A 20,564-nucleotide genomic window follows, 5' to 3' on the forward strand; every position below is an offset into this window, starting at 1 on the left:
CGCACGTGAGACGCCCCGGACCGATCGGTCCGGGGCGTCTCACGTGCGGGCGTGGGAGCTGGGCGCTACCGCGCTTCTGGAAGCAGTTCGCTCGCGTCGGTCGCGGGAACCGCTGCGGCGTCGGCGACCGGGGCGAACGTTGTCTCCCCGTGCGGACGGCCGCCTCGCTCGGGGAACCGTGCGCGCATCCCTTGCTCATCATCAAGCCAGTTCGGGCCACGGTTCTTCAGGAAGAACACGTAGACGATCAGGGAGACCGCGATCACCACGGTCACGTACCCAATGAACCAGGGCACGTGTCCGGCGTCGCCCGCAGCCTGGTACAGCATGGGAGCCGTGCCGCCGAACACCGAGTTGGCGAGCGCGTACCCGAGCCCCAGGCCCAGCGCTCGAATGTGCGTGGGGAAGAGCTGCGCCTTCACCACCGCGTTGATCGAGGTGTAGCCGGTGAGGATGACGAACCCGCCCACGAGGATCGCGAACGCAACGAGAGGGTTCTGCTGTGCCGGGAGCGCGGTGATGAAGAACCCGGTGTACAGCACTCCGCCCACCCCGAAGAACACGAGCAGCGTCTTGCGGCCGACGATGTCGGAGAGCCAGCCACCGAGTGGCTGGAGCAGCATGAGGATTGTGAGTGCGATGAGATTGATCACAGTGCCCGCAAGCGCGTCTCCGCCGGAGAACGCCGACTTCACGATGCCGGGGCCCGTCACCGAGTAGGTGTAGAACGCGACCGTACCGCCCGCAGTCACCAGGAAGCAGAGCAGCAGCGGCTTCCAGTGGAAGCGGAAGAGCTCGCGCATCGAGCCCGACTCGACCGACTGCCCTGACCGCACCGCCGCGAGCGTCGACTCCCCCAGCGACTCGTCCATGGTGCGTCGCAACCACAGCACTAGGAGCGCGCCCACGCCACCGATCGTGAAGGCCACGCGCCAGCCCCACGACGCAATCTGGTCATGCGTCATCGTGAGCATCATGATGAGCAGGGTGAACTGCGCGAGGACGTGCCCGCCCACGAGGGTCACGTAGTGGAACGAGGAGAGGAAGCCACGTCGCCCAGCGATGGCGGTCTCGGACATGTACGTCGCGCTCGTTCCGTACTCCCCGCCGGTTGCGAACCCTTGGAGGAGGCGCACGAACACGAGGATCACAACGGCCCAGGCACCGATGAGCTCAGCACTCGGGGTCAGCGCAATCACCATCGAGCAGGCGGCCATGAGCGACACCGAGATCGTCAGGGCGAGTCGTCGACCGTGCCGATCGGCGAAGCGGCCGAAGTACCACGAGCCGATCGGTCGCATCACAAACGTGACCGCGAAGATCGCCCAGATATAGAGCGTGGAATTCTGCTCGTCCGCGGAAAAGAACTGCGACTCGAAGAAGCTCAGAAACACCGAATAGACGTAAACGTCGTACCACTCAACCAGGTTGCCTGCCGAGCCCTTGAGCGTGTTAGAGATGGACCGTCGAATCGTGGGAGACGTCGCGGTCGTCGTTGACACTGACATGAATTTCCAATCGTCATCAATTGGGGTGAGGTGGGGTGCGAGAGCCGCACGCCGCCATTGTGGGCCGTGCGGCTACCGCCCAGCGAGCGCGTCTTTACACTCCCTTTACACGGCGGAGTCACGTTCCGCTTACGATCTGCGCTTCGCAGCTTGTCGTACTGAGCACGGTTTCGAGGCGACCTGCATACTTGAGCGCATGCGTGTACTGGTCGCTGAAGACGATCGCTCGGTGGCTGCGGCGCTCACCGCGGCGCTGACTCGCGCCGGTCACACGTGCGTACGCGTCGCTCGAGGTGACGAGGTGCTCGCCCGGTACCGGGACGTCGATGCCGTACTCCTTGACCTTGGGCTCGAAGATATGGATGGGCTCGACGCGCTCCGCGATCTTCGACGGGTGAGCTCAGTCCCCGTGTTGGTGGTCACCGCTCGCGGCGACGAGCGTTCCACGGTGCACGCGCTCCGGCTCGGCGCGGACGACTACCTCGTGAAACCAGTTCGGGTCCACGAGCTCTTGGCTCGGCTCCTGGCTGTCACCCGTCGCTACGCGCAGCCGACCCCGGAGTTCATCTCGGTGGGCGACGCGACGCTCGATGCAGCAACTCATGAGGTGCGCCACGACGACGCGACGGTGCCGCTCACGCCGACCGAGGCCGGGATCTTACGTGCGCTCGCCCGCCGCCCGGGCACCCCCGTCGCACGACGCGAACTCCTTGCAGAAGTGTGGGGTGATGACCACGCCGTCGGCTCGCGCGCGCTCGACGTGCACCTCGCTCAGCTTCGACGAAAACTGCCCATGGTGACGATCACCACGCTTCGCGGCGTGGGGTTTCGACTTGAGGAGCGCCGGTGAGGCTTCGTGTTCTCCTCCCCATGCTCCTCCTCGGGCTCGTTGCGGTGATCGCCGTACTGATCCCGACCGCGGCGTCGATCGCGGAATCTCGCACGCAGCAGCTCCAACTGCAGCGTGCGGGAGCGCTCGGTCAACTCGTGCAACGGGCCTACGCGGCACTCGAGCGCGGTGATGACACCGGGCTCGAACGCTATCTCGCGCGATTCGCTGAGACCTACGGTGAGTCGGTGCTGGTGGTGAATGGGCGCGGCGAGACCGTCGCCGCCGTCGGCGATATTTCTGTCGAGGGCCCAGCGAGTGCCGCCGTCACCGCGGCGCTGCGCGGCGTGCCGCAGTGGCAGCTCCCCACGGTGATGCCGTGGAGCGACGAGACGCACTTCGTTGCGGAACCGATCACCACCGACGGCACGGCACCCGCGGGCGCCGTCGCGCTCCGCGTCGATCAGTCCGTGGCGCGCGCGGACGTGGTGTCGGGATGGATCGTCGCGGGCGGCGTCGGAGCCGCCCTGCTCGCACTCCTGTTGCTGGTCGCCGCGCTCTGGACGAATTGGGTGCTCCGTCCGGTGCATGCCCTTGATGCAGCAACGCGCGCCGTGGCGGGACACCGCGGCTTCAGCCTGAGCACCGTTACTGGTCCCCCGGAGCTGCGCAGCCTCGCGGTCTCGTTCACACGCATGGCCGAACGTGTCGAGACCACGCTTGAGCAGCAGCGCGGCCTCGTGGCTGACGCCTCGCACCAGCTGCGAAACCCGCTCGCCGCGATCCGCCTGCGGGTCGATGCGCTTCCCCGTGCAGACTCAACGGATGATCTGGACGCGATCGATGCGGATCTCGACCGACTCGATCACACCCTGGAGCGCATGCTCACGCTCGCAGACGCTGAGCACCGAGCGAACGCGCTGACCGAGGACACGGGAACAGACGCTACTCTCCCCGCACTCACACTGTCGGCTGCCGAGCTGTGTGAGCCGCACGCGCCCCAAGTGGCCGCGGCCGGACTGCTGCTGAACGCGGATGACCGGCTCGCGACGGTGCGGTGCCGGCGGCACGATCTCGAGGAGATCGTCGGCATTCTCGCGGACAACGCGAGCAGGTACCTCCGCCCGGGTACTCGAGTGGCCGTCGGCTTTGCGCCGCACCAGGGCCGCGAGGTGCTGACCTTCGCGGACTCGGGCCCCGGCCTCAGCGATGCAGATCTGCGCCAGCTGGGCACGCGGTTCTGGCGCGGACCAGATCGAGACCAACGCCCCGGGAGCGGGCTTGGGTACCCCATCATCTGGCAGCTCGCTGGCGCAAACCGGGGCATCGTGTCCGTCGACCGCGCACCATCGGGCGGCTTGCGCACTCGGATATCGTTGGAGTCCGCATGAGCACGATCAGTCGAAGAACCGCGCTCATCAGCGCAGCGGGAGTGGCGAGCGGACTCGCCCTCTCTCTGGCAGGCTGCACGGAGCGCCAGAGTGGGCCAGCGCTCGTCCTCGCAGCGGGCGAACCGGGCGGGGTGTACCTCAGCTTCGGGCGGCTGCTGAGCGCTGCGTTCGCGCGGGAAGGCCAGCGTGCTCTGCGGCTGCGAGAAACGCACGGCAGCGAGGAGAACACAACGCTCCTCGCTACGAACGAAGCGGATCTCGCGCTCGCACTCGCCGACTCCGCCGAGGTGCCCGGTCACGAGCTCGTCGCGCTCGGCCGCGTCTACCAGAACTATCTGCAGTGCGTCGTTCGAGCAGACTCGGCAATCACCAGGCTTGACGATCTGCGCGGCGCGCGCGTCTCCATCGGTGCCCGCGGCTCAGGCTGCGCCATCACGACCCGGCGACTCCTGGAGACACGGGGAATCGGCCAGAACGTCGCGGGGACGGAGCTGCGTGAGTTCCCGATCAGCGATGCGATCGACGAGCTTGCCGCGGGCCGGATCTCCGCCCTCTTCTGGTCGGGCGGTCTGCCGACCCCGCTCCTCACCGAGCTCGACGCGCGCATTCCGCTCACACTGCTCGATCTCGCGCACGCGCTGCCTGATCTTGCCGCGCGCTACCCCGAACGCTACCTCGCAACGCGCGTTCCGGCCGGGGTGTACCGAGGAAGCTTGCCCACGCCCACCATCGGAATCCCGAACTACCTCCTGGCGCAGCCGAGCCTTCCGGACGCAGCCGCTGCCTCACTGGTGGGTGTGCTCATCGATCACGCCCCTGAGCTCGTTCCGAGCGGCACCGTTGGCGTGCAGTTTCTCACGCCAGCAAGCCTCATCGACACCGGAGAGATGCGGCTTCACCCCGCCGCGGCAGCGGAATACCGGCGCCGCTACGGGTGAGCGGCGCCGGCAGACGCTATCGTGCGGTCTGCTTGAGCTCTTCGGCGACGAGAAACGCGAGCTCGAGCGACTGCATGTGGTTCAGACGGGGATCGCAGAGCGACTCGTAGCGCGTCGCCAGGGTGGCCTCGTCGATGTTCTCAGAGCCGCCGAGGCACTCGGTCACGTCGTCACCCGTGAGCTCGATGTGGATGCCACCGGGAACGGTGCCCACCTCGCGGTGCGCCTCGAAGAAGCCGCGCAGCTCGTCCATCACATCGTCAAAACGACGCGTCTTGTAGCCCGTCTCGGTGGTGATTCCGTTTCCGTGCATCGGATCGGTGACCCAGAGCGGGGTCGCTCCCGCGTCGCGCACGCCGGCAAGCAAGCCGGGCAGCACGTCGCGAATCTTTCCGGCGCCCATCCGTGTGATGAAGGTCAAGCGGCCGGGCTCGCGTTCGGGATCGAGCTTGTCAATGAGCCGCAGTGCGTCGTCCACGGTGGCCGTCGGGCCGAGCTTCACCCCGATCGGGTTCTTCACGTGCGAGAGAAACTCGACGTGTGCACCGTCGAGGTCGCGCGTGCGCTCGCCAATCCACAGCATGTGGCTCGAGGTGTCGTACAGCTCACCGGTGCGCGAGTCAACGCGCGTCAGCGGACGCTCGTAGTCGAGCAGCAGGGCCTCGTGACTGACGTAGAATTCGGTCTGCGTAAGCGCGGTGTGGTCGACGCCGCACGCGTCCATGAACTTCAGTGCACGGTCGATCTCTGCTGCCAGCGACTCGTAGCGCTGATTTGCGGGGTTCGACACGAAGCCCTTGTTCCACTCGTGCACCTGGCGCAGATCGGCAAAGCCGCCCTGCGTGAACGCGCGGATGAGGTTCAGGGTGGATGCGGAGACGTGGTAGCCCCGCACTAGGCGCTCGGGGTCCGCGGTGCGCGACTCGAGCGTAAAGTCGTAGCCGTTCACAATGTCCCCGCGGTACGCGGGCAGCGTGACGCCCTCTCGTGTCTCGGTGTCACTCGAGCGGGGCTTCGCGAACTGGCCGGCCATGCGGCCCACCTTGATGACGGGCATCGAAGCGCCGTAGGTGAGCACGACGGCCATCTGCAGCAGCGTCTTCACGCGATCGCGGATCTTGTCGGCGGTCGCGGCCTCGAAGGTCTCGGCGCAGTCGCCGCCCTGCAGCAGGAAAGCTTCCCCGCGCGCGGCGGCGGCAAGGCGCGTCTTCAACTGATCCGCCTCCCCCGCAAACACGAGCGGCGGCTGCGTGGCGAGGTTTGCAGAGGCCCGCTCCGCGGCATCGGGATCCGGCCAGACCGGCTGCTGCTTCGCCTCGAGCGCGCGATAGGCGTCCAGCCCAGCAAACGCTCGCGATTCTGCAGTCTCGATGGTCTGGCGTGTCATCTTCGATCCCTTGTGTTGTTGGGGTGGGTTCAGCCTCAAGTGTGGCGGGTGCCACACCGCCCCAGCCTACTACTGACCGGCCACGAGAACGGGCCGTCACGCGCAGGGCGAACGCTGCCCCAGACGGGGAACGAGAAGCTGCCCCGATCCCGATCGCGGGTTACGCCGTTGCGCGTGCGCGCACGCTCGACGCGTACACGTCCACGTACTCCTGGCCGCTGAGCTTCTGGATCTCGAGCATGATCTCGTCGGTCACGCTGCGGAGCACGAAACGGTCGGCACTCATGCCTGCGAACCGGGTGAAGTCGAGCGGCTTGCCGATGACCGTGCCGATGCGGCGGATCTTCGGCACCTTCGCCCCGATCGGCATCGCTTTCTCCGTGTCGATCATGACGATCGGCACCACGGTTGCACCCGACTCGAGCACGAGCCGCGCAACACCCGTGCGGCCCCGGTAGAGCCGCGCGTCGGGACTGCGGGTGCCCTCGGGGTAGATGCCGAGCACCTCACCGCGGTCGAGCACGCTGAGTCCGGTGTTCAGCGAAGCCTCCGAAGCCTTGCCACCCGAGCGGTCGATGGGCAGCTGCCCCACCGCGGTCATGAAGGTCTTGACGAGCCAGCCCTTCAGGCCCTTCCCGGTGAAGTAGTCGCTTTTCGCGAGGAAATAGACCCGACGGTCGATCATGAGAGGCATGAAGAAGGAATCGATCACAGAAAGGTGATTTCCCACAATAATCACGGGCCCGGTCTCCGGAATGTTCTCGGCACCCTCCACCCACGGGCGGTAGAGCGTTTTCAAGAACGGCCCGATGATCAGGTGTTTAAAGAACCAGTAGAGCACAGTCGGTGATTTCCTCTCGACGGAGTCCACCTTAGCTGACCCAGGGGCCGTGAAGCAGTATGCGTATAGGCTGATGTGATGAAGCTGCGGCGAACTGCCGCACACCGTGAAGGCCTGTACTAGGTATCAAGGGAGCTGCCGTGAAACAGACTGAAACGCCTATCCTGATCCCCTCGATTCCCGAGGACAACATCTCGGATTTGCTGGAACAACGCGTGATCGCCACGCCCGAACGCATCATTTTTGCCGTTCCCGAAGGCGGAGCGTGGCGCGACATCACCGCCACGGAGTTCCGCGCACAGGTCGTGGCGCTCGCCAAGGGGCTTGCCGCATCGGGCATCGAGCCCGGTGATCGCGTCGCACTGATCTGCAAGACGAGCTACCCGTGGACGCTCATCGACTTCGCGCTGCACTACGCTGGCGCGGTGATGGTCCCGGTCTACGAGACCTCCTCGCCGCTGCAGATCCACTGGATTCTCGAAGACTCGGGCGCACGCGCCATCATCACCGAGACCGCGGAGCACGCGTCGCGCGTCGCTGAGGTGCGCAGCGACCTCCCCGCGCTGACGCTCGATTGGCGCTTGGACGAGGGCGCACTCGACGCGCTTGTCGCCGCGGGCGCAGACATCAGCGACGACGAGATCGAGCGCCGCCGCAACATCGCGGTGGGCAGCGACATGGCCACGTTGATCTACACTTCGGGGTCCACCGGCCGACCGCGTGGCTGCGTACTGACGCACTCGAACTTCGTTGACCTCGCCCGAAACGCCGGTGCCGCGCTCGACGATGTCGTGCAGCCCGGCGCGTCGACGCTACTGTTCGTCACGCTCGCGCACGTTTTCGCTCGGTTCATCTCCGTTCTCGCCGTGCACGCGGGTGTGCGGGTGGGGCACGAGCCGGACACATCGCAACTGCTGCCGGCGCTCGGCTCGTTCAAGCCGACATTCCTCCTGGCCGTCCCTCGCGTATTCGAGAAGGTGTACAACTCCGCGGAGCAGAGCACTGAGGCCGAGGGGAAGGGCAAAATCTTCCGCACCGCGGCAAAGGTCGGTGTCGAACACTCTGAGGCGCTCGACGCGGGGCACGTCCCCTTCATGCTGGGCCTCAAGTTCAAGCTGTTCGACAAGCTCGTCTTCGCCAAGCTGCGCGCCAAGCTCGGCGGCAACGTGAAGTATGCCGTCTCTGGCTCCGCGCCGCTCAGCCACTACCTTGGCCACTTCTACCGCAGCCTTGGCGTGAAGATCCTCGAGGGCTACGGCCTCACCGAGACCACCGCGCCGGTCTCGGTGAACCTGCCGGACAAGTTCAAGATCGGCACGGTCGGCCCCGCGCTTCCCGGCCACACCATCCGAATCGCCGACGATGGCGAGGTCGAGATCAAGGGCATCGACGTCTTCAAGGAGTACTGGAACAACCCCTCCGCGACGCGCGACGCGTTCACCGAGGACGGGTTCTTCCGCACCGGTGACCTCGGCTCGCTTGACGAGGACGGCTACCTCACCATCACCGGCCGCAAGAAGGAGATCATCGTAACGGCGGGCGGCAAGAACGTCGCTCCCGCGGCGCTCGAGGATCCAATCCGCGCGAACACGATCATCAGCCAGGTCGTTGTGGTCGGCGACCAGAAGCCGTTCATCTCGGCCCTCGTGACGCTCGACATGGAGATGCTCCCCGCCTGGCTCAACAACCAGGGCGAGGACCCGACGATGACGCGCCTCGAGGCGGCACGTCACCCGAAAGTGCTGGCCGAGGTGCAGAGCGCCATCGATGAGGGCAACAAGTATGTCTCCCGCGCCGAGTCGATCCGCAAGTTCGTGATCCTTCCGACCGAGTTCATCGAGGCAAATGGCCACCTCACGCCGAAGATGAGCATTCGCCGCGATGCGATCCTGCGTGACTTCGCGGGTGAGATCTCGAAGATCTACGGCGACAACCCGCAGACCGCGGCGGTCGAGACGAGGCCGTAGTACCGCGCGCTACTGCACACACGACCGTGGGCCGGGGAGATTGATTCTCCCCGGCCCACGGTCGTTTCGGATTGGCGCGTTAGAACCAGCTGGACGTGCGGATCTGCCGCATCGCCTCGCCACGCGCCTCTCGGTCGAGTCGCTGGATGTAGAGCTTGCCGTCCAGGTGATCGCACTCGTGCTGGAGTGCCTGCGCGAGCAGCCCCTCCCCCGAAATGACGATTTCATTGCCGTCGAGGTCGATCCCGCGCACGGTTGCCTTCGGGTAGCGCATGACCTCAAACCAGAGATCCGGCACCGAGAGGCACCCCTCGCCGGTTGGCACGGGGTCCCCTTCGAGCGCCACGATCTCCGGGTTCAAGATGTAGCTGATCTCGCCATCGATGTGCAGCGAGAACGCGCGCTGCTGGTGCCCGATCTGTGTCGAGGCCAGCCCGGCCCGCCCGTCGAAGGCGACCGTGTCCAGAAGATCCTGGACGAGGGCGCGTACGCCCTCGTCCACCTCCTCGATGGGGTCACAAACCGTGCGAAGGACCGGGTCGCCGAAGAGGCGAATATCTCGAACTGCCACGCTCGGTATCTTAGGCGATCACGACGATGAGGTCGCCCGACTCGAGCGCCCGGGTGCCCGCGAACACCACCCGCTCAACCACGCCGGAGACCGGGGCGGTGATGGCCGCCTCCATCTTCATCGCCTCAATCGTAGCGACGGGCTGACCGGCTTCCACCTGATCGCCCACGGCGACCTTCACCGTGACCGTGCCCGAGAACGGCGCCGCGACCTGCCCGGCAACCGTGCGGTCGGCCTTCTCGGCCACCGGGGCGGAAACGGCTACGCTCTCATCCTTCACGAAGACCTGGCGCAGCTGACCGTTGACGCGCACCATCACGGTGCGCACGCCCTTGTCGTCCGCCTCGCCGATCGCCTCGAGCCCCACGTACAGTCGGACGCCCTTCGCGAGATCGATGGCGTGCTCAGCTCCCGGCACGAGTCCGTACAGGTAGTCGGGAGTATCGAGCACCGAGAGGTCACCGAACTGCGTGCGGTCGCGCTCGTACTGCTGCGTCGGCTGCGGGAAGAGCAGGCGGTTCAGCGTCTCGCGGCGGGTCGTTCCCGGCGTTTCCAGAAGTGCTGCGTCTTCGTTGCTCACGGGTGTCGCCCCAGTGTCGACCGTGCGGCCCGCAAGCACCTTCGTGCGGAACGGCTCGGGCCACCCGCCGGGAATCTCACCGAGCTCGCCCGCGAGGAAGCCGACCACGGAGTCGGGCACATCGTACTGCCCGGGGTTCGCCTCGAAGTCAGCGGGATCTGCGTCGACGGCCGCAAGATGGAGCGCGAGGTCGCCCACCACCTTCGACGAGGGCGTCACCTTCGGGATCCGGCCGAGAATCCGGTCTGCCGCAGCGTACATATCCTCGATCTTCTCGAAGTCGTCCGCGAGGCCGAGCGCGATGGCCTGCTGCCGGAGGTTTGACAGCTGTCCACCCGGAATCTCGTGAGTGTAGACGCGCCCCGTCGGGGACGGCAGGCCCGATTCGAAGGGGCGGTAGAGCGAGCGCACCGCGTCCCAGTACGGCTCGAGGGCGAAGACCGCGTCGGGATCCAGCCCGGTGTCGCGCTCCGTGTTCGCAAGGCCAGCGACCAGCGCCGAGAGCGACGGCTGGCTCGTCGTGCCAGACATGGGCGCGGATGCAACATCCACCGCGTCGACGCCGGCCTGTGATGCCGCGAGCAGCGTGGCGAGCTGGCCGCCCGGAGTGTCGTGCGTGTGCAGATGGACGGGCAGGTCGAAGCGCTCGCGCAGAGCGGCGACGAGCTTCGCCGCGGCCGCCGGGCGGAGCAGGCCCGCCATGTCCTTGATGGCGAGCACGTGCGCGCCCGCGTCGACGATCTGCTCGGCGAGGCCGAGGTAGTAGTCGAGCGTGTACTTGTCCTCTGCCGGGTCAAGCAGGTTGCCGGTGTAGGCCATCGCGACCTCAGCGACGGTGGTGCCCGTCTCACGCACCGCGTCGATCGCGACGCGCATCTGGTTCACATCATTCAGCGCGTCAAAGATCCGGAACACATCGACGCCGGTTGCCGCGGCCTCACTCACGAATGCGCGGGCCACGCTCTCGGGGTACGGGGTGTAGCCAACCGTGTTCTGTCCGCGAAGCAGCATCTGGATCGGCACATCGCCAAGCGACTCGCGCAGGGCCGCAAGCCGCTCCCACGGATCCTCCCCGAGGAAGCGGAGCGCCACATCGTAGGTCGCACCACCCCAGGCCTCGACCGACCATAGCTGCGGCGTCATCCGCGCAACGTACGGGGCGATGCGCGTCAGATCCTTCGTGCGCACGCGGGTGGCCAGCAGCGACTGGTGTGCGTCGCGGAACGTCGTCTCCGTCACCGCGAGCGCGGTCTGCTCACGCAGGCTACGCGCGTAACGCTCGGGCCCCAGCTCGAGAAGACGCGAGCGCAAACCCGCGGGCGCGGGCTGCGACAGGTCGAGCGCGGGAAGCTTCGTGGCCGGGTTGACCTGGCCGGGGCGCTGACCGTTGGGCTGGTTCACCGTCACGTTGGCGACGTGCTGCAGCAGGCGTGTGGCGCGGTCCTTCGGCTTGTTCATCTCGAGGAGTTCGGGGCGCTCCTCAATGAACGAGGTCGCGACGTCACCGGCCTGGAAATCGGGATCGGCGAGCACTGCCTGCAGGAAGGGGATGTTCGTGGCGACACCCCGGATGCGGAACTCGGCGAGCGCCCGGCGTGCGCGCACCACGGCATCCTCGAACGTCCGACCACGGCAGGTGAGCTTTGCGAGCATCGAGTCGAAGTGCGGGCTGATCTGAGCGCCCGCGTTGATCGTGCCGCCGTCGAGCCGAACGCCGCCGCCGCCCGGCGAGCGGTACGCCGTGATGCGGCCGAGGTCTGGGCGGAAGCCGTTTGCCGGATCCTCGGTGGTGATGCGGCACTGCAGCGCCGCGCCACGCAGCTGGATTCGGTCCTGCGTGAGCTCGAGTTCCTCAAGGGTTGCACCGGCCGCAATGCGCATCTGCGCGCGCACCAGATCCACGTCGGTCACTTCCTCCGTGACCGTGTGCTCCACCTGAATACGGGGGTTCATCTCGATAAACACGTGCTCGCCAGCGCGCTCCCCCTCGGTGTCGAGCAGAAACTCGACGGTGCCAGCGTTCTCGTAGCCGATCGACTGCGCGAACGCGATCGCGTCGCGCGTCAGCTCAGCTCGCTTCTCCTCCGTGATGTTCGGGGCCGGCGCAATCTCCACGACCTTCTGGTGGCGGCGCTGCACGGAGCAGTCGCGCTCAAACAGGTGCACCGCCGCACCCGTGGCGTCGGCAAGCACCTGCACCTCGATGTGGCGCGGCCGCAGCACGGCCTGCTCAATAAACATCGTCGCGTCGCCAAACGCCGACTCTGCCTCGCGCATCGCCGACTCGAGCGCGTCCCGCAGGTCTTCGGCCCGCTCGACGCGACGCATGCCACGCCCTCCTCCTCCGGCAACCGCCTTGGCGAACACCGGGAATCCGATCTCGCGCGCGCCTGCGATGAGCGCGTCGATGTCCTGCGACGGCGGCGTGGAGCGCAGCACGGGAACGCCAGCGGCGATCGCGTGCTCCTTCGCGGCTACCTTGTTGCCCGCCATCTCCAGCGCGCTCCGGCCGGGCCCAATGAAGCGAATGCCCGCTGCCTCGGCCGCTGCGGCGAGCTCGGGGTTCTCCGAGAGGAAGCCGTAGCCCGGGTAAATCGCGTCTGCGCCCGACTCAAGCGCCACACGCACGATCTCCGCCACGTCGAGGTACGCGCGCACCGGGTGGCCGACCTGACCAATGAGGTACGCCTCGTCGGCCTTCAACCGGTGCAACGAGTTGCGATCCTCGTATGGGAAGACCGCAACCGTCGACGCGCCCAACTCGTGCGCGGCACGGAATGCGCGGATCGCAATCTCACCGCGGTTGGCAACCAGAACTTTCCTAAACATGCAGATGTACCTCTCTGTCAATCGGCTCGTCGCCGGTTGCCCAGACCGCGCGATTCGTTCGATATCAAGATACATGCTCATGCGGATCACGCGCGGAATACCGCAGGATCTGCGACGCACCGTGTCCGCAGCTGATGAGTCTGCGTGGGGCGCTCTCGCTCCAGATTGGGACTGGAGGGCTGCAGAGCCTCTGCGAGGGTCCCGTCTTCCGGGGGTGGCTCGGCCCAACTACTCTGGGTCGGGAGCTGCGTCTCGATCACCGCTGATCATGCAGCTATATCTCTGTCCCTCCACCGTCGAAGGAACACATGACCCCCACCACACCGGGAGGTGGCGTGCGTGCGCGCCGCTCCCTTGCCACTACCGCAGTCCTTGCGCTCACCGCTGGCCTGCTTGCATTCCCCGCGGCCGGCGCGTTCGCGGCCGACGCCATCGATGGTCCACGGACCTCAGGCGACAGCGTTGTACCCAACGTCGGCAACGGCGGCTACGACGCTCTCAATTACGATGTCGCGCTCGCGTGGACGCCCGACGAGGTACAGACCACCTCGCTCGTGTCTGGACGCATCGATACTGCGACCACCACGATGACTGCGCGCGCCGAGCAGCCGCTCCGCTCCTTCTCGCTCGACTTCGAGGGCATGGAGGTTGACTCCGTGCTGGTCAACGGCGTAGCTGCCGATTGGTCGCGCGACGTTGATGCCGACGCCATCAAGTTCAAGCTCATCGTCACGCCGAAGACCCCAGTGTCTGGTGAATTCACCACGACGGTCACCTATCACGGCGTCCCGGTCACACACATTGACAAGGACGGGGCCGCGGAAGGCTGGAGCGCCACGAGCGACGGCGCTATGCTGCTGGGCCAGCCGATCGGCATGATGGCTGGGTACCCGCACAACAACACCCCGGCCGATAAGGCGAGCTACACCTTCACCGTCGACATTCCGACCACCCTTTCCGCAGCGAACGGTTCCGACCCCATGCCCGCGGCGGCCGTCAGCAATGGCGAGCTTGCGTCGCGCACGCCGTCACCAGACGGCAACCGCACCACCTGGAAGTGGGTGCAGGAGAAGCAGATGGCGTCCGAGCTCGCGATCATCGGCATCGGCCGCTTCGACATCATCGAGGGCAGCGTGCAGCTCAGCGATGGCCGCACGATCCCGAGCTGGTCGTTCATTGATTCGAAGTTTTCCGACGCCGACAAGAATATCGTGCGGAACCGGCTCGGTCAGCTGCAGCAGATCACCCAGAACCTCGAGAAGGTCTACGGCCCGTACCCGGGCAACAGCACCGGCGTGGTGGTCGACAGCGTGCCGCGAGAGATCAACTACGCGCTCGAGACGCAGGACCGCTCGTTCTTCCCGTCCGCGAATTCAGTCGGCGGAAACACGCTCATTCACGAGCTGGTGCACCAGTGGTACGGCGACAACGTGTCGCCCACCAACTGGACCGATATCTGGATCGCGGAGGGCATGGCAACCTGGGGCCCCACCCATTACAACAGCGCCGCGGGATTCGGCACGGGCAGGTCCACTGAACAGAGCTACTTCGAGTCTTGGAACCGAACCCCGGCGGGTGCTCCGCAGTGGCTCATTCCCCCGGGAGCCCAGAACGACTCGGCGTTGCTGTATGGCTACCAGACGTACACGCGCAGCGCGCAGTTCTGGGAGGCGCTGAAGATTAGCGTGGGCGATGAGGCGTACTTCGCCATCGTGCTCGAGTGGCAGAACCGCTACGGTGGGCAGAGCGTTTCTGGTGCGGAGCTTCAGGCACTCGCAGAGGAACTCTCGGGCCGCGACCTCGACGCGTTCTGGCAGGACTGGGTGATGAAGGCGGGGAAGCCGGCCTGGCCCGAGAAGCTCACGGCCACGCTCGCCACCCCCGAGCGCACCGAGCGACTCGAGCGCGGCGACCGGGTGGAGTACACGCTCAGCGCCAAGAACACGGGGCTCGTTCCCCTCGCGAGCTCAGTCATCACGGTCGACGCGCAGTCGCTGCTCGAATCCGCAGAGCTCGATCAGCTGCCCGCGGGGCTGACCCTCGACGGCACCACGCTGAGCTGGCAGGTGCCCGCAACCGAGCCCGGCGCGACGGCTGAACTGAGCTTCGCGGCGACGGTGAGCGACACGGCCTCCGGTGGCAGCATCACCGCCGAGGCCCGGGTCGCAACGCTTGGCGGCACCTGCGCCGAGTGCAGCACCGAGCTCGCGGTCGACGAGTATCCCGTGTCCCCCGCCCCGAAGCCGACGGTCGCCGGGCTCGCCCGCGTCGGTGAGACGCTCACCGCGAAGACCGACGGTTGGCTCGCTGGCGCCACGCTGAGCTACCAGTGGGCCATCGACGGGGCGGACGTCGCTGGCGCACACGGTGCCACCCTGGAGCTCGACGAGGCGGCGCTCGGGAAGACGGTCACCGTCACCGTGACGGGCACCAAGGAGCGGTTCCTCCCCGTGACCGTGACGAGTGACCCGACCGCACAGGTCGCGGCCGCGACGGACCCGGGCACGGATCCAGGAACAGATCCGGGCACCGACCCGGGAACCGACCCAGGAACCGACCCCGGCGCCACCGACCCCGTTCCGCCGGCCGAGTCGGCCCTCACGGCAGCGCTCCTCGGCAAGATCACGTTCCCCGGAAAGGCGCACCCGGGTGAGCAGATCACTGTGCACGTGGGCCGTGCGCTCGCGGGCACTGAGATCGAGGGCTGGCTGTTCTCTTCCCCCACCCACCTCGGCACACTGCGCGTCGACGCGAAGGGCGACGTGCGTCTCACAATTCCGGCAAACACGGAATTGGGTGAGCATCGTCTCGCGGCCGCGCACGCGGATGGCGCGGTGATCGGGTGGGGCCCGATCCTGATCGAACAGGGCGGTCTCGCAACCACCGGTTCGGCCGCACCGCTCGCGGCTGTGGCGCTGGCAGCCACACTGCTCCTCGCTGGCGGTGTGCTGATCGCGGCGCGGAGGCGACGCGTGACGGCCTAGCGGGTACCCTGGCGCGGCGGGGCCGCGGGAGTGCAGCAATACGCTGCTCCCGCGGCCCCGCTGCGTTTCGCCCGTCGCGACGGGGAAATTCCGCTCTCCGCGAGCATGTTTTCCTCGCACTAGCTCGCGCCCAGCCCAGATCGACTAAACTCGTCCTGTGCATGTATTGAGTGTGAGTTCCCTCAAGGGCGGAGTCGGCAAGACCACCGTGACCCTCGGCCTCGCTTCGGCAGCGTTTTCGCGCGGCCTGCGGACCCTCGTTGTGGACTTTGATCCGCAGTCCGATGTGTCCACCGGTCTCGCGGTGAACCCGGAAGGTTTCCTGAACGTCGCAGACGTTCTCGAAAGCCCCAAGGAGAAGACCGTGCGCGCAGCGATCGCGCACAGCGGCTGGAACGATTACCACGAGGGCGGCACGATCGACCTCATGGTCGGCAGCCCGTCCTCCATCAACTTCGACGGCCCCCACCCGTCTGCGCGCGACATCTGGAAGCTCGAGGAAGCGCTTGCGGTCGTCGAGTCTGAGTACGACCTCGTACTGATCGACTGCGCACCGTCGCTGAACGCGCTGACCCGCACGGCCTGGGCAGCGAGTGATCGCGTGCTCGTGGTTGCTGAGCCCAGCCTGTTCGCCGTTGCGGCGACGGACCGTGCGCTCCGCGCCATCGAGGAGATCCGCCGCGGCGTGAGCCCCCGGCTGCAGCCCCTCGGCATTCTCATCAACCGCACGCAGCCGCAGTCGATGGAACACCAGTTCCGCATTCGCGAGCTCCGTGAGATGTTCGGCCCCCTCGTGCTGACCCCTCAGCTCCCCGAGCGTCCCTCTCTGCAGCAGGCGCAGGGCGCGGCGAAGCCCGTGCACATGTGGCCCGGCGAGCAGTCGCAGGAAATGGCTGGCAACTTCGACCTCATCCTGGACCGTGTGCTGCGCAGCGCAGGCATGGACGCGACCCGCTCGGGCAAGGCCCCCGCACAGGCGACCACGGTCACCGACTAGGCGCACACACTCGCACAACGAAGAAGCCCCCTGCCGTGGCAGGGGGCTTCTTCATTGTCGGAGAGACAACACCGGCGCCGCGGAGGAGCAACGCCGGGAAAGCTCTAGGAGATCTTGCGGCTGCCGCGACGCTCAGCGAGCTCGTCGACCGATGCGGCCTGTTCGCGGTGCTCGTCCATGTCTACGAGAGAGGTCTCCACTTCGCGCAGCACCTTCCCCACAGCGATGCCGAACACGCCCTGTCCACGGCTCACCAGGTCGATGACCTCGTCGCTCGAGGTGCAGAGGTACACGCCGGCGCCATCGCTCATCAGCGTGGTCTGTGACAGATCGTGCACGCCGGCCTCGTGGAGCTGCGCCACGGCGGTGCGAATCTGCTGCAGCGAGATGCCGGTGTCGAGCAGGCGCTTCACGAGCTTCAGCACGAGAATGTCGCGGAAACCGTAGAGACGCTGCGATCCCGATCCTGCGGCTCCCCGCACCGTGGGCTCAACGAGCCCGGTCCGGGCCCAGTAGTCAAGCTGACGGTAAGTGATGCCAGCGGCGCGCGCTGCGGTTGCGCCCTTGAAGCCACCATCCTGATTGGGGCGTGGAAGGCCATCATCAAACAGCAGATCGTCCGCGATGGATTCCCCGAGCGTCTGCGAAGAACCGTCTTCCCCGAACGGGTGCTGCGTGTCCTTCATGGCGTTCCTTTCCCGGGGACGCGAGCGCGCCCAACTTCAACAACGCTACCCACAGGCACTGCCCCGTGCAACGACCCCGAGCCGTCATTTTCACCGTGTCGCCGAGCCCGCAATCGCGAAGCTTGAAACGGTGCGGATCTGACCCGATTTAGGCCCCGGAAATTGCCCGCCGCAACACGCCGGACCGCACCGTGTCGAGGTAGCCGGCGAACTCCAGCGCTTCCTCGTCACCGGCAGGTGTGCCGCTCTTCACACCGCGCGTCGAGGCGGCGCGGGTAATGAGCTCCGCCTCACGCTCAGCCTCCACGCGCACCGATCGGAGGTGACGCGGTGTGATGCCGCGCTCCGCCAGGCGCATCAGCGCAGTGAGCTGGGCGACCGCATCATGCGGAAAGACCTCTGCCGCGGGAAGCAAACCCACCGCGATCGCTTCTCCCAAGAACCGAGTGCTCGCGCCGGTCGACCGGCACAGCTCGTCGGCGCTCAGTACCCGCTTCGGGGACAGGATGCTTGACGCGCTCCGACGGGCGGCCCCCGGGATGATCGGGTCGCGGCCCTGATCCAACTCTTCGAGCACCTCAGCGATGACCTTGAGTGGGAGGTAGTGATCCCGCTGGAGGGTCAGAATCAAGCGGAGTCGCTCGATGTGAGTCTGCGAAAACTTTCGGTAGCCCGACTTCGTACGCTCGGGGGCGACAAGGCCCTGCTCCTCAAGGAAGCGCAGCTTCGAGGGTGAAAGGTCCGCGAAGTCGTCCGCGAGCAGGCTCAGCACCTGTCCAATACTGAGGAGACCGGAAACGGGCTGGCGTGCTGCCGCGCCCGTCATCTCACGCGCCTTCTGCGAGGTCGAACCGCGAAGCGAAGAAGGTGAAGCGGAACTTGCCCACCTGCACCTCGACGCCGTCCTCGAGCACGACCTCACCCGAGATGCGCTCGCCGTCGCAGAACGTACCGTTCAGCGAGCCCTTGTCGGCAACCGTGAACGTAGTGCCCGAGCGGCGGAACTCTGCGTGGCGGCGCGACACCGTCACGTCGTCCAGGAAGATATCGACCGCTGGGTGACGACCGGCGACCGTGACCTCCTGGTCCAGCAGGAAGCGGGCACCGAGGTCCGGTCCGCGACGCACCACCAGCAGCGCCGCTCCCGAGGGCAGCGCCTCGACGGCCTCGCGCTCGTCGATCGACAAGTCGGTCGCTCGCGAGCGAATCATCGCTCCCAGGTCTTCGCGGAACTGCTGCGTTGCACGCACCTCCGTGTGGTCGGCGCGACGGGCGTGATTCTCGGTGTTCACGTGCTCACCCACTCCTACTGCTCGGGGCTTCGGTGAGCCAGTCGGCTCAGTCCCTCTACGCTATCGCAGCCGACGGGCGCGGCGCACCCCGCCGAGCGAATTCACGGCCGAGAGCGGCGCGGCGTGCTATGAGCTGCGCTCGTTCTGCTCCAAAAACGCATAGACCTCATTCGAGTCGACGCCCGGGAAGGTTCCCGTTGGCAACGCGGCGAGGAGACTCGTCGGGGTTGCCGCCTCGGGCCAAGCCGCAGCTTCCCACTTCGTGGTGAGCTCGGTTGACGCCTGCCGGCAGCAGCGATCATCGGGGCAGAACGACTGTGAGCGGTGCGGGGTCTCTCGGCCGCGGAACCACTTCACGTCCTCGAAGCGCACCCCCACGCTCACGGAGTAGAGCCCTTCTTTGGCCTTCTCAACTCGCGAGGTGCACCAGTAGGTGCCCCCCGCCGCCATGTCCGTGTACTGGTACCAGGGGTTGAAGCGATCCGGCTGACTGAAAATTGTGCGCGCCGTCCAGTTGCGGCACACCATCGCGCCCTCGAAGTTGCCCAGCGCATCGGAGGGGAAACGAACCCCGTCGTTCTCATACGCCTTGATAAGGGTGCCCGACTCGTGCGCTTTCATGAAATGCACCTGGAGGTCGAGTCGTTCAGTTGCGAGGTTCGTGAAGCGGTGTGCCGCCATTTCGTACGAGACGCCGAACGCGTCGCGCAGATCTTCCATCGAGATCTGTCGCTGCTTCTTCGCTGCGGCAAGGTGCTCCACCGCGGCTTCCTCTGGCAGTAGCACCGCACCGGCGAGATAGTTCGCCTCCACCCGCTGACGCAGGAAGTCGCCGTAGCTGCGCGGCTCTTCGTGCCCGCAGACGAGGCTCGCAAGGGCGCGCAGGATTGGCGCGCGCGCATCCCGCGACGGGAGATTGCTGCTCAGATAGATGCGCCCATTGCGCCGGTCAATGACGGATCGGGTGGAGTGCGGCATGTTCGACACATAGTGGAGACTGAAGCCCAACTTCTCCGCGACATTCGAGGTGGTCTGCTGCGACACGGGGCCGCCCGTGTAGCCGACACTATCCAGCAGCTGCGAGGCCGCCCGCTCGAGTTCGGGATAGTAGTTGCCGGCAACACGCATCTCCGCTCGGAGTTCCGTGTTCGCGCGACGCGCCTCCTCGGGCGTTGCAGCGCGCTCCCGGTGCAGCCGCTCCACCTCCTGGTGCAGTCCGAGAATGGCCTTCAGCGTGTCGTCGCTTGTTGCCTTCGAGACCCGAATCGGCTGAATGCCGAGCGACCCGAAGACCGTGCCGCGCTGGGCACGCTCGACCGCAATCTCGAGCGCTGCTCGCTCGCTGGGAGCCTCGTCGATGAGCAGTTCGTCCACTGTGACGCCGAGCGCTGCGGCGAGCGCGCGGAGCAGGGGCAGCCGGGGCTCGCGCTTGCCGTTCTCGATCGCGGAGAGCTGCGAGGGAGCGCGGTCAACTGCGGCGGCGAGCTGCTCGAGCGTCATCCCTCGCTCGGTGCGTCGCTCACGGACACGGCGGCCGAGCGTCAGCGCGTCTCCCCCGTCTTCAGGCTCTGTATCGAAGCCGACTGCGGGCGTGAGCGGGGTGGCGAGTGACGTCATGCACACAGCCTCTCACCTCCACATTCTTTCAGCAAGCAGAAATTCTGCGAATATTCTCCCCCTAAATGCCCTCCCTTAGGGGTTCCGGAGGCCCAAAGATGGAAGTAGCCAAGCTCCATCGTGGGAGCCACTTCACTTCAAAGGACG

Annotated in this window: 15 protein-coding genes; 6 read left to right on the top strand and 9 right to left on the bottom strand. The window is 66.5% G+C overall.

What is annotated here, in order from left to right:
• Positions 1 to 65: 65 nt before the first annotated feature.
• On the bottom strand, positions 66 to 1,508 hold the full coding sequence (locus tag ACR81A_RS08980) for an MFS transporter (protein WP_440311636.1): 1,443 nt from the start codon (positions 1,506 to 1,508) through the stop codon (positions 66 to 68).
• A gap of 196 nt (positions 1,509 to 1,704) precedes the next feature.
• Between ACR81A_RS08980 and ACR81A_RS08985 the strand changes: the two genes are divergently transcribed.
• From ACR81A_RS08985 to ACR81A_RS08995, 3 genes are read left to right on the top strand one after another with little or no spacing between them, the layout of a single operon-like run.
• Positions 1,705 to 2,358: a response regulator transcription factor gene (locus tag ACR81A_RS08985; protein WP_440311637.1), complete on the top strand. Its 654-nt coding sequence runs from the start codon at positions 1,705 to 1,707 to the stop codon at positions 2,356 to 2,358.
• Entirely contained in the window at positions 2,355 to 3,728 is a 1,374-nt protein-coding gene (locus tag ACR81A_RS08990) for a sensor histidine kinase (RefSeq protein ID WP_440311638.1), read from the top strand. The genes ACR81A_RS08985 and ACR81A_RS08990 overlap by 4 nt, the downstream gene beginning before the upstream one ends.
• Positions 3,725 to 4,666, top strand: coding sequence for a TAXI family TRAP transporter solute-binding subunit (locus tag ACR81A_RS08995; RefSeq protein WP_202382947.1), 942 nt, complete (start codon positions 3,725 to 3,727; stop codon positions 4,664 to 4,666). The genes ACR81A_RS08990 and ACR81A_RS08995 overlap by 4 nt, the downstream gene beginning before the upstream one ends.
• Positions 4,667 to 4,682: 16 nt before the next feature.
• Here the strand turns inward: ACR81A_RS08995 and ACR81A_RS09000 are convergent, their stop codons facing one another.
• Both ACR81A_RS09000 and ACR81A_RS09005 read right to left on the bottom strand, forming a co-directional pair.
• Positions 4,683 to 6,053, bottom strand: a complete 1,371-nt coding sequence (locus ACR81A_RS09000) for a class II 3-deoxy-7-phosphoheptulonate synthase (RefSeq protein WP_202382948.1) — start codon at positions 6,051 to 6,053, stop codon at positions 4,683 to 4,685.
• Positions 6,054 to 6,213: 160 nt separating this feature from the next.
• Positions 6,214 to 6,894 carry a 1-acyl-sn-glycerol-3-phosphate acyltransferase gene (locus tag ACR81A_RS09005; protein ID WP_202382949.1) on the bottom strand — a complete coding sequence of 227 codons (681 nt, stop codon included), beginning with the start codon at positions 6,892 to 6,894 and terminating at the stop codon, positions 6,214 to 6,216.
• Positions 6,895 to 7,034: 140 nt separating this feature from the next.
• Here ACR81A_RS09005 and ACR81A_RS09010 point away from each other — a divergent pair, with 140 nt between their 5' ends.
• On the top strand, positions 7,035 to 8,861 hold the full coding sequence (locus ACR81A_RS09010) for an AMP-binding protein (RefSeq protein ID WP_202382950.1): 1,827 nt from the start codon (positions 7,035 to 7,037) through the stop codon (positions 8,859 to 8,861).
• A gap of 79 nt (positions 8,862 to 8,940) precedes the next feature.
• Here ACR81A_RS09010 and def read toward each other — a convergent pair whose 3' ends face one another.
• Positions 8,941 to 9,432 (bottom strand): peptide deformylase, encoded by a 492-nt coding sequence (gene def / locus ACR81A_RS09015; protein WP_202382951.1) that lies wholly within the window; start codon positions 9,430 to 9,432, stop codon positions 8,941 to 8,943.
• A gap of 10 nt (positions 9,433 to 9,442) precedes the next feature.
• Positions 9,443 to 12,841 carry a pyruvate carboxylase gene (locus ACR81A_RS09020; protein WP_440311639.1) on the bottom strand — a complete coding sequence of 1,133 codons (3,399 nt, stop codon included), beginning with the start codon at positions 12,839 to 12,841 and terminating at the stop codon, positions 9,443 to 9,445.
• Between the two features lie 308 nt (positions 12,842 to 13,149).
• On the opposite strand from ACR81A_RS09020, the gene ACR81A_RS09025 reads away from it, so the two are divergent.
• Both ACR81A_RS09025 and ACR81A_RS09030 read left to right on the top strand, forming a co-directional pair.
• Positions 13,150 to 15,825, top strand: coding sequence for a M1 family aminopeptidase (locus tag ACR81A_RS09025; RefSeq protein WP_440311640.1), 2,676 nt, complete (start codon positions 13,150 to 13,152; stop codon positions 15,823 to 15,825).
• Positions 15,826 to 15,982: 157 nt separating this feature from the next.
• On the top strand, positions 15,983 to 16,822 hold the full coding sequence (locus tag ACR81A_RS09030) for an AAA family ATPase (protein ID WP_202382954.1): 840 nt from the start codon (positions 15,983 to 15,985) through the stop codon (positions 16,820 to 16,822).
• Between the two features lie 104 nt (positions 16,823 to 16,926).
• On the opposite strand, the gene ACR81A_RS09035 is transcribed toward ACR81A_RS09030, so the two are convergent.
• The 4 genes from ACR81A_RS09035 to ACR81A_RS09050 all read right to left on the bottom strand — a co-directional run bounded on the left by ACR81A_RS09035 (position 16,927) and on the right by ACR81A_RS09050 (position 20,417).
• The gene (locus ACR81A_RS09035) at positions 16,927 to 17,508 is read right to left on the bottom strand and encodes a MerR family transcriptional regulator (protein ID WP_202382955.1); all 582 of its coding nucleotides are present in this window, start codon (positions 17,506 to 17,508) and stop codon (positions 16,927 to 16,929) included.
• A gap of 148 nt (positions 17,509 to 17,656) precedes the next feature.
• Positions 17,657 to 18,334: a transcriptional regulator FtsR gene (gene ftsR / locus ACR81A_RS09040; RefSeq protein WP_202382956.1), complete on the bottom strand. Its 678-nt coding sequence runs from the start codon at positions 18,332 to 18,334 to the stop codon at positions 17,657 to 17,659.
• 1 nt (position 18,335) lies between these two features.
• Positions 18,336 to 18,800, bottom strand: coding sequence for an FHA domain-containing protein (locus ACR81A_RS09045; RefSeq protein WP_337248992.1), 465 nt, complete (start codon positions 18,798 to 18,800; stop codon positions 18,336 to 18,338).
• A gap of 126 nt (positions 18,801 to 18,926) precedes the next feature.
• Positions 18,927 to 20,417, bottom strand: a complete 1,491-nt coding sequence (locus ACR81A_RS09050) for an XRE family transcriptional regulator (protein ID WP_202382957.1) — start codon at positions 20,415 to 20,417, stop codon at positions 18,927 to 18,929.
• Positions 20,418 to 20,564: the final 147 nt, after the last annotated feature.

The organism is Leucobacter chromiireducens (genome assembly GCF_051993095.1).
In the GTDB taxonomy this organism is placed as follows: Bacteria; Actinomycetota; Actinomycetes; order Actinomycetales; family Microbacteriaceae; genus Leucobacter; species Leucobacter chromiireducens.

Coding starts and splice junctions, on each gene's coding strand:
- ACR81A_RS08980 (WP_440311636.1), bottom strand. CDS start 1,508: ATGTCAGTGTCAACGACGACCGCGACGTCTCCCACGATTCGACGGTCC.
- ACR81A_RS08985 (WP_440311637.1), top strand. CDS start 1,705: ATGCGTGTACTGGTCGCTGAAGACGATCGCTCGGTGGCTGCGGCGCTC.
- ACR81A_RS08995 (WP_202382947.1), top strand. CDS start 3,725: ATGAGCACGATCAGTCGAAGAACCGCGCTCATCAGCGCAGCGGGAGTG.
- ACR81A_RS09000 (WP_202382948.1), bottom strand. CDS start 6,053: ATGACACGCCAGACCATCGAGACTGCAGAATCGCGAGCGTTTGCTGGG.
- ACR81A_RS09020 (WP_440311639.1), bottom strand. CDS start 12,841: ATGTTTAGGAAAGTTCTGGTTGCCAACCGCGGTGAGATTGCGATCCGC.
- ACR81A_RS09025 (WP_440311640.1), top strand. CDS start 13,150: ATGACCCCCACCACACCGGGAGGTGGCGTGCGTGCGCGCCGCTCCCTT.
- ACR81A_RS09035 (WP_202382955.1), bottom strand. CDS start 17,508: ATGAAGGACACGCAGCACCCGTTCGGGGAAGACGGTTCTTCGCAGACG.
- ftsR (WP_202382956.1), bottom strand. CDS start 18,334: ATGACGGGCGCGGCAGCACGCCAGCCCGTTTCCGGTCTCCTCAGTATT.
- ACR81A_RS09050 (WP_202382957.1), bottom strand. CDS start 20,417: ATGACGTCACTCGCCACCCCGCTCACGCCCGCAGTCGGCTTCGATACA.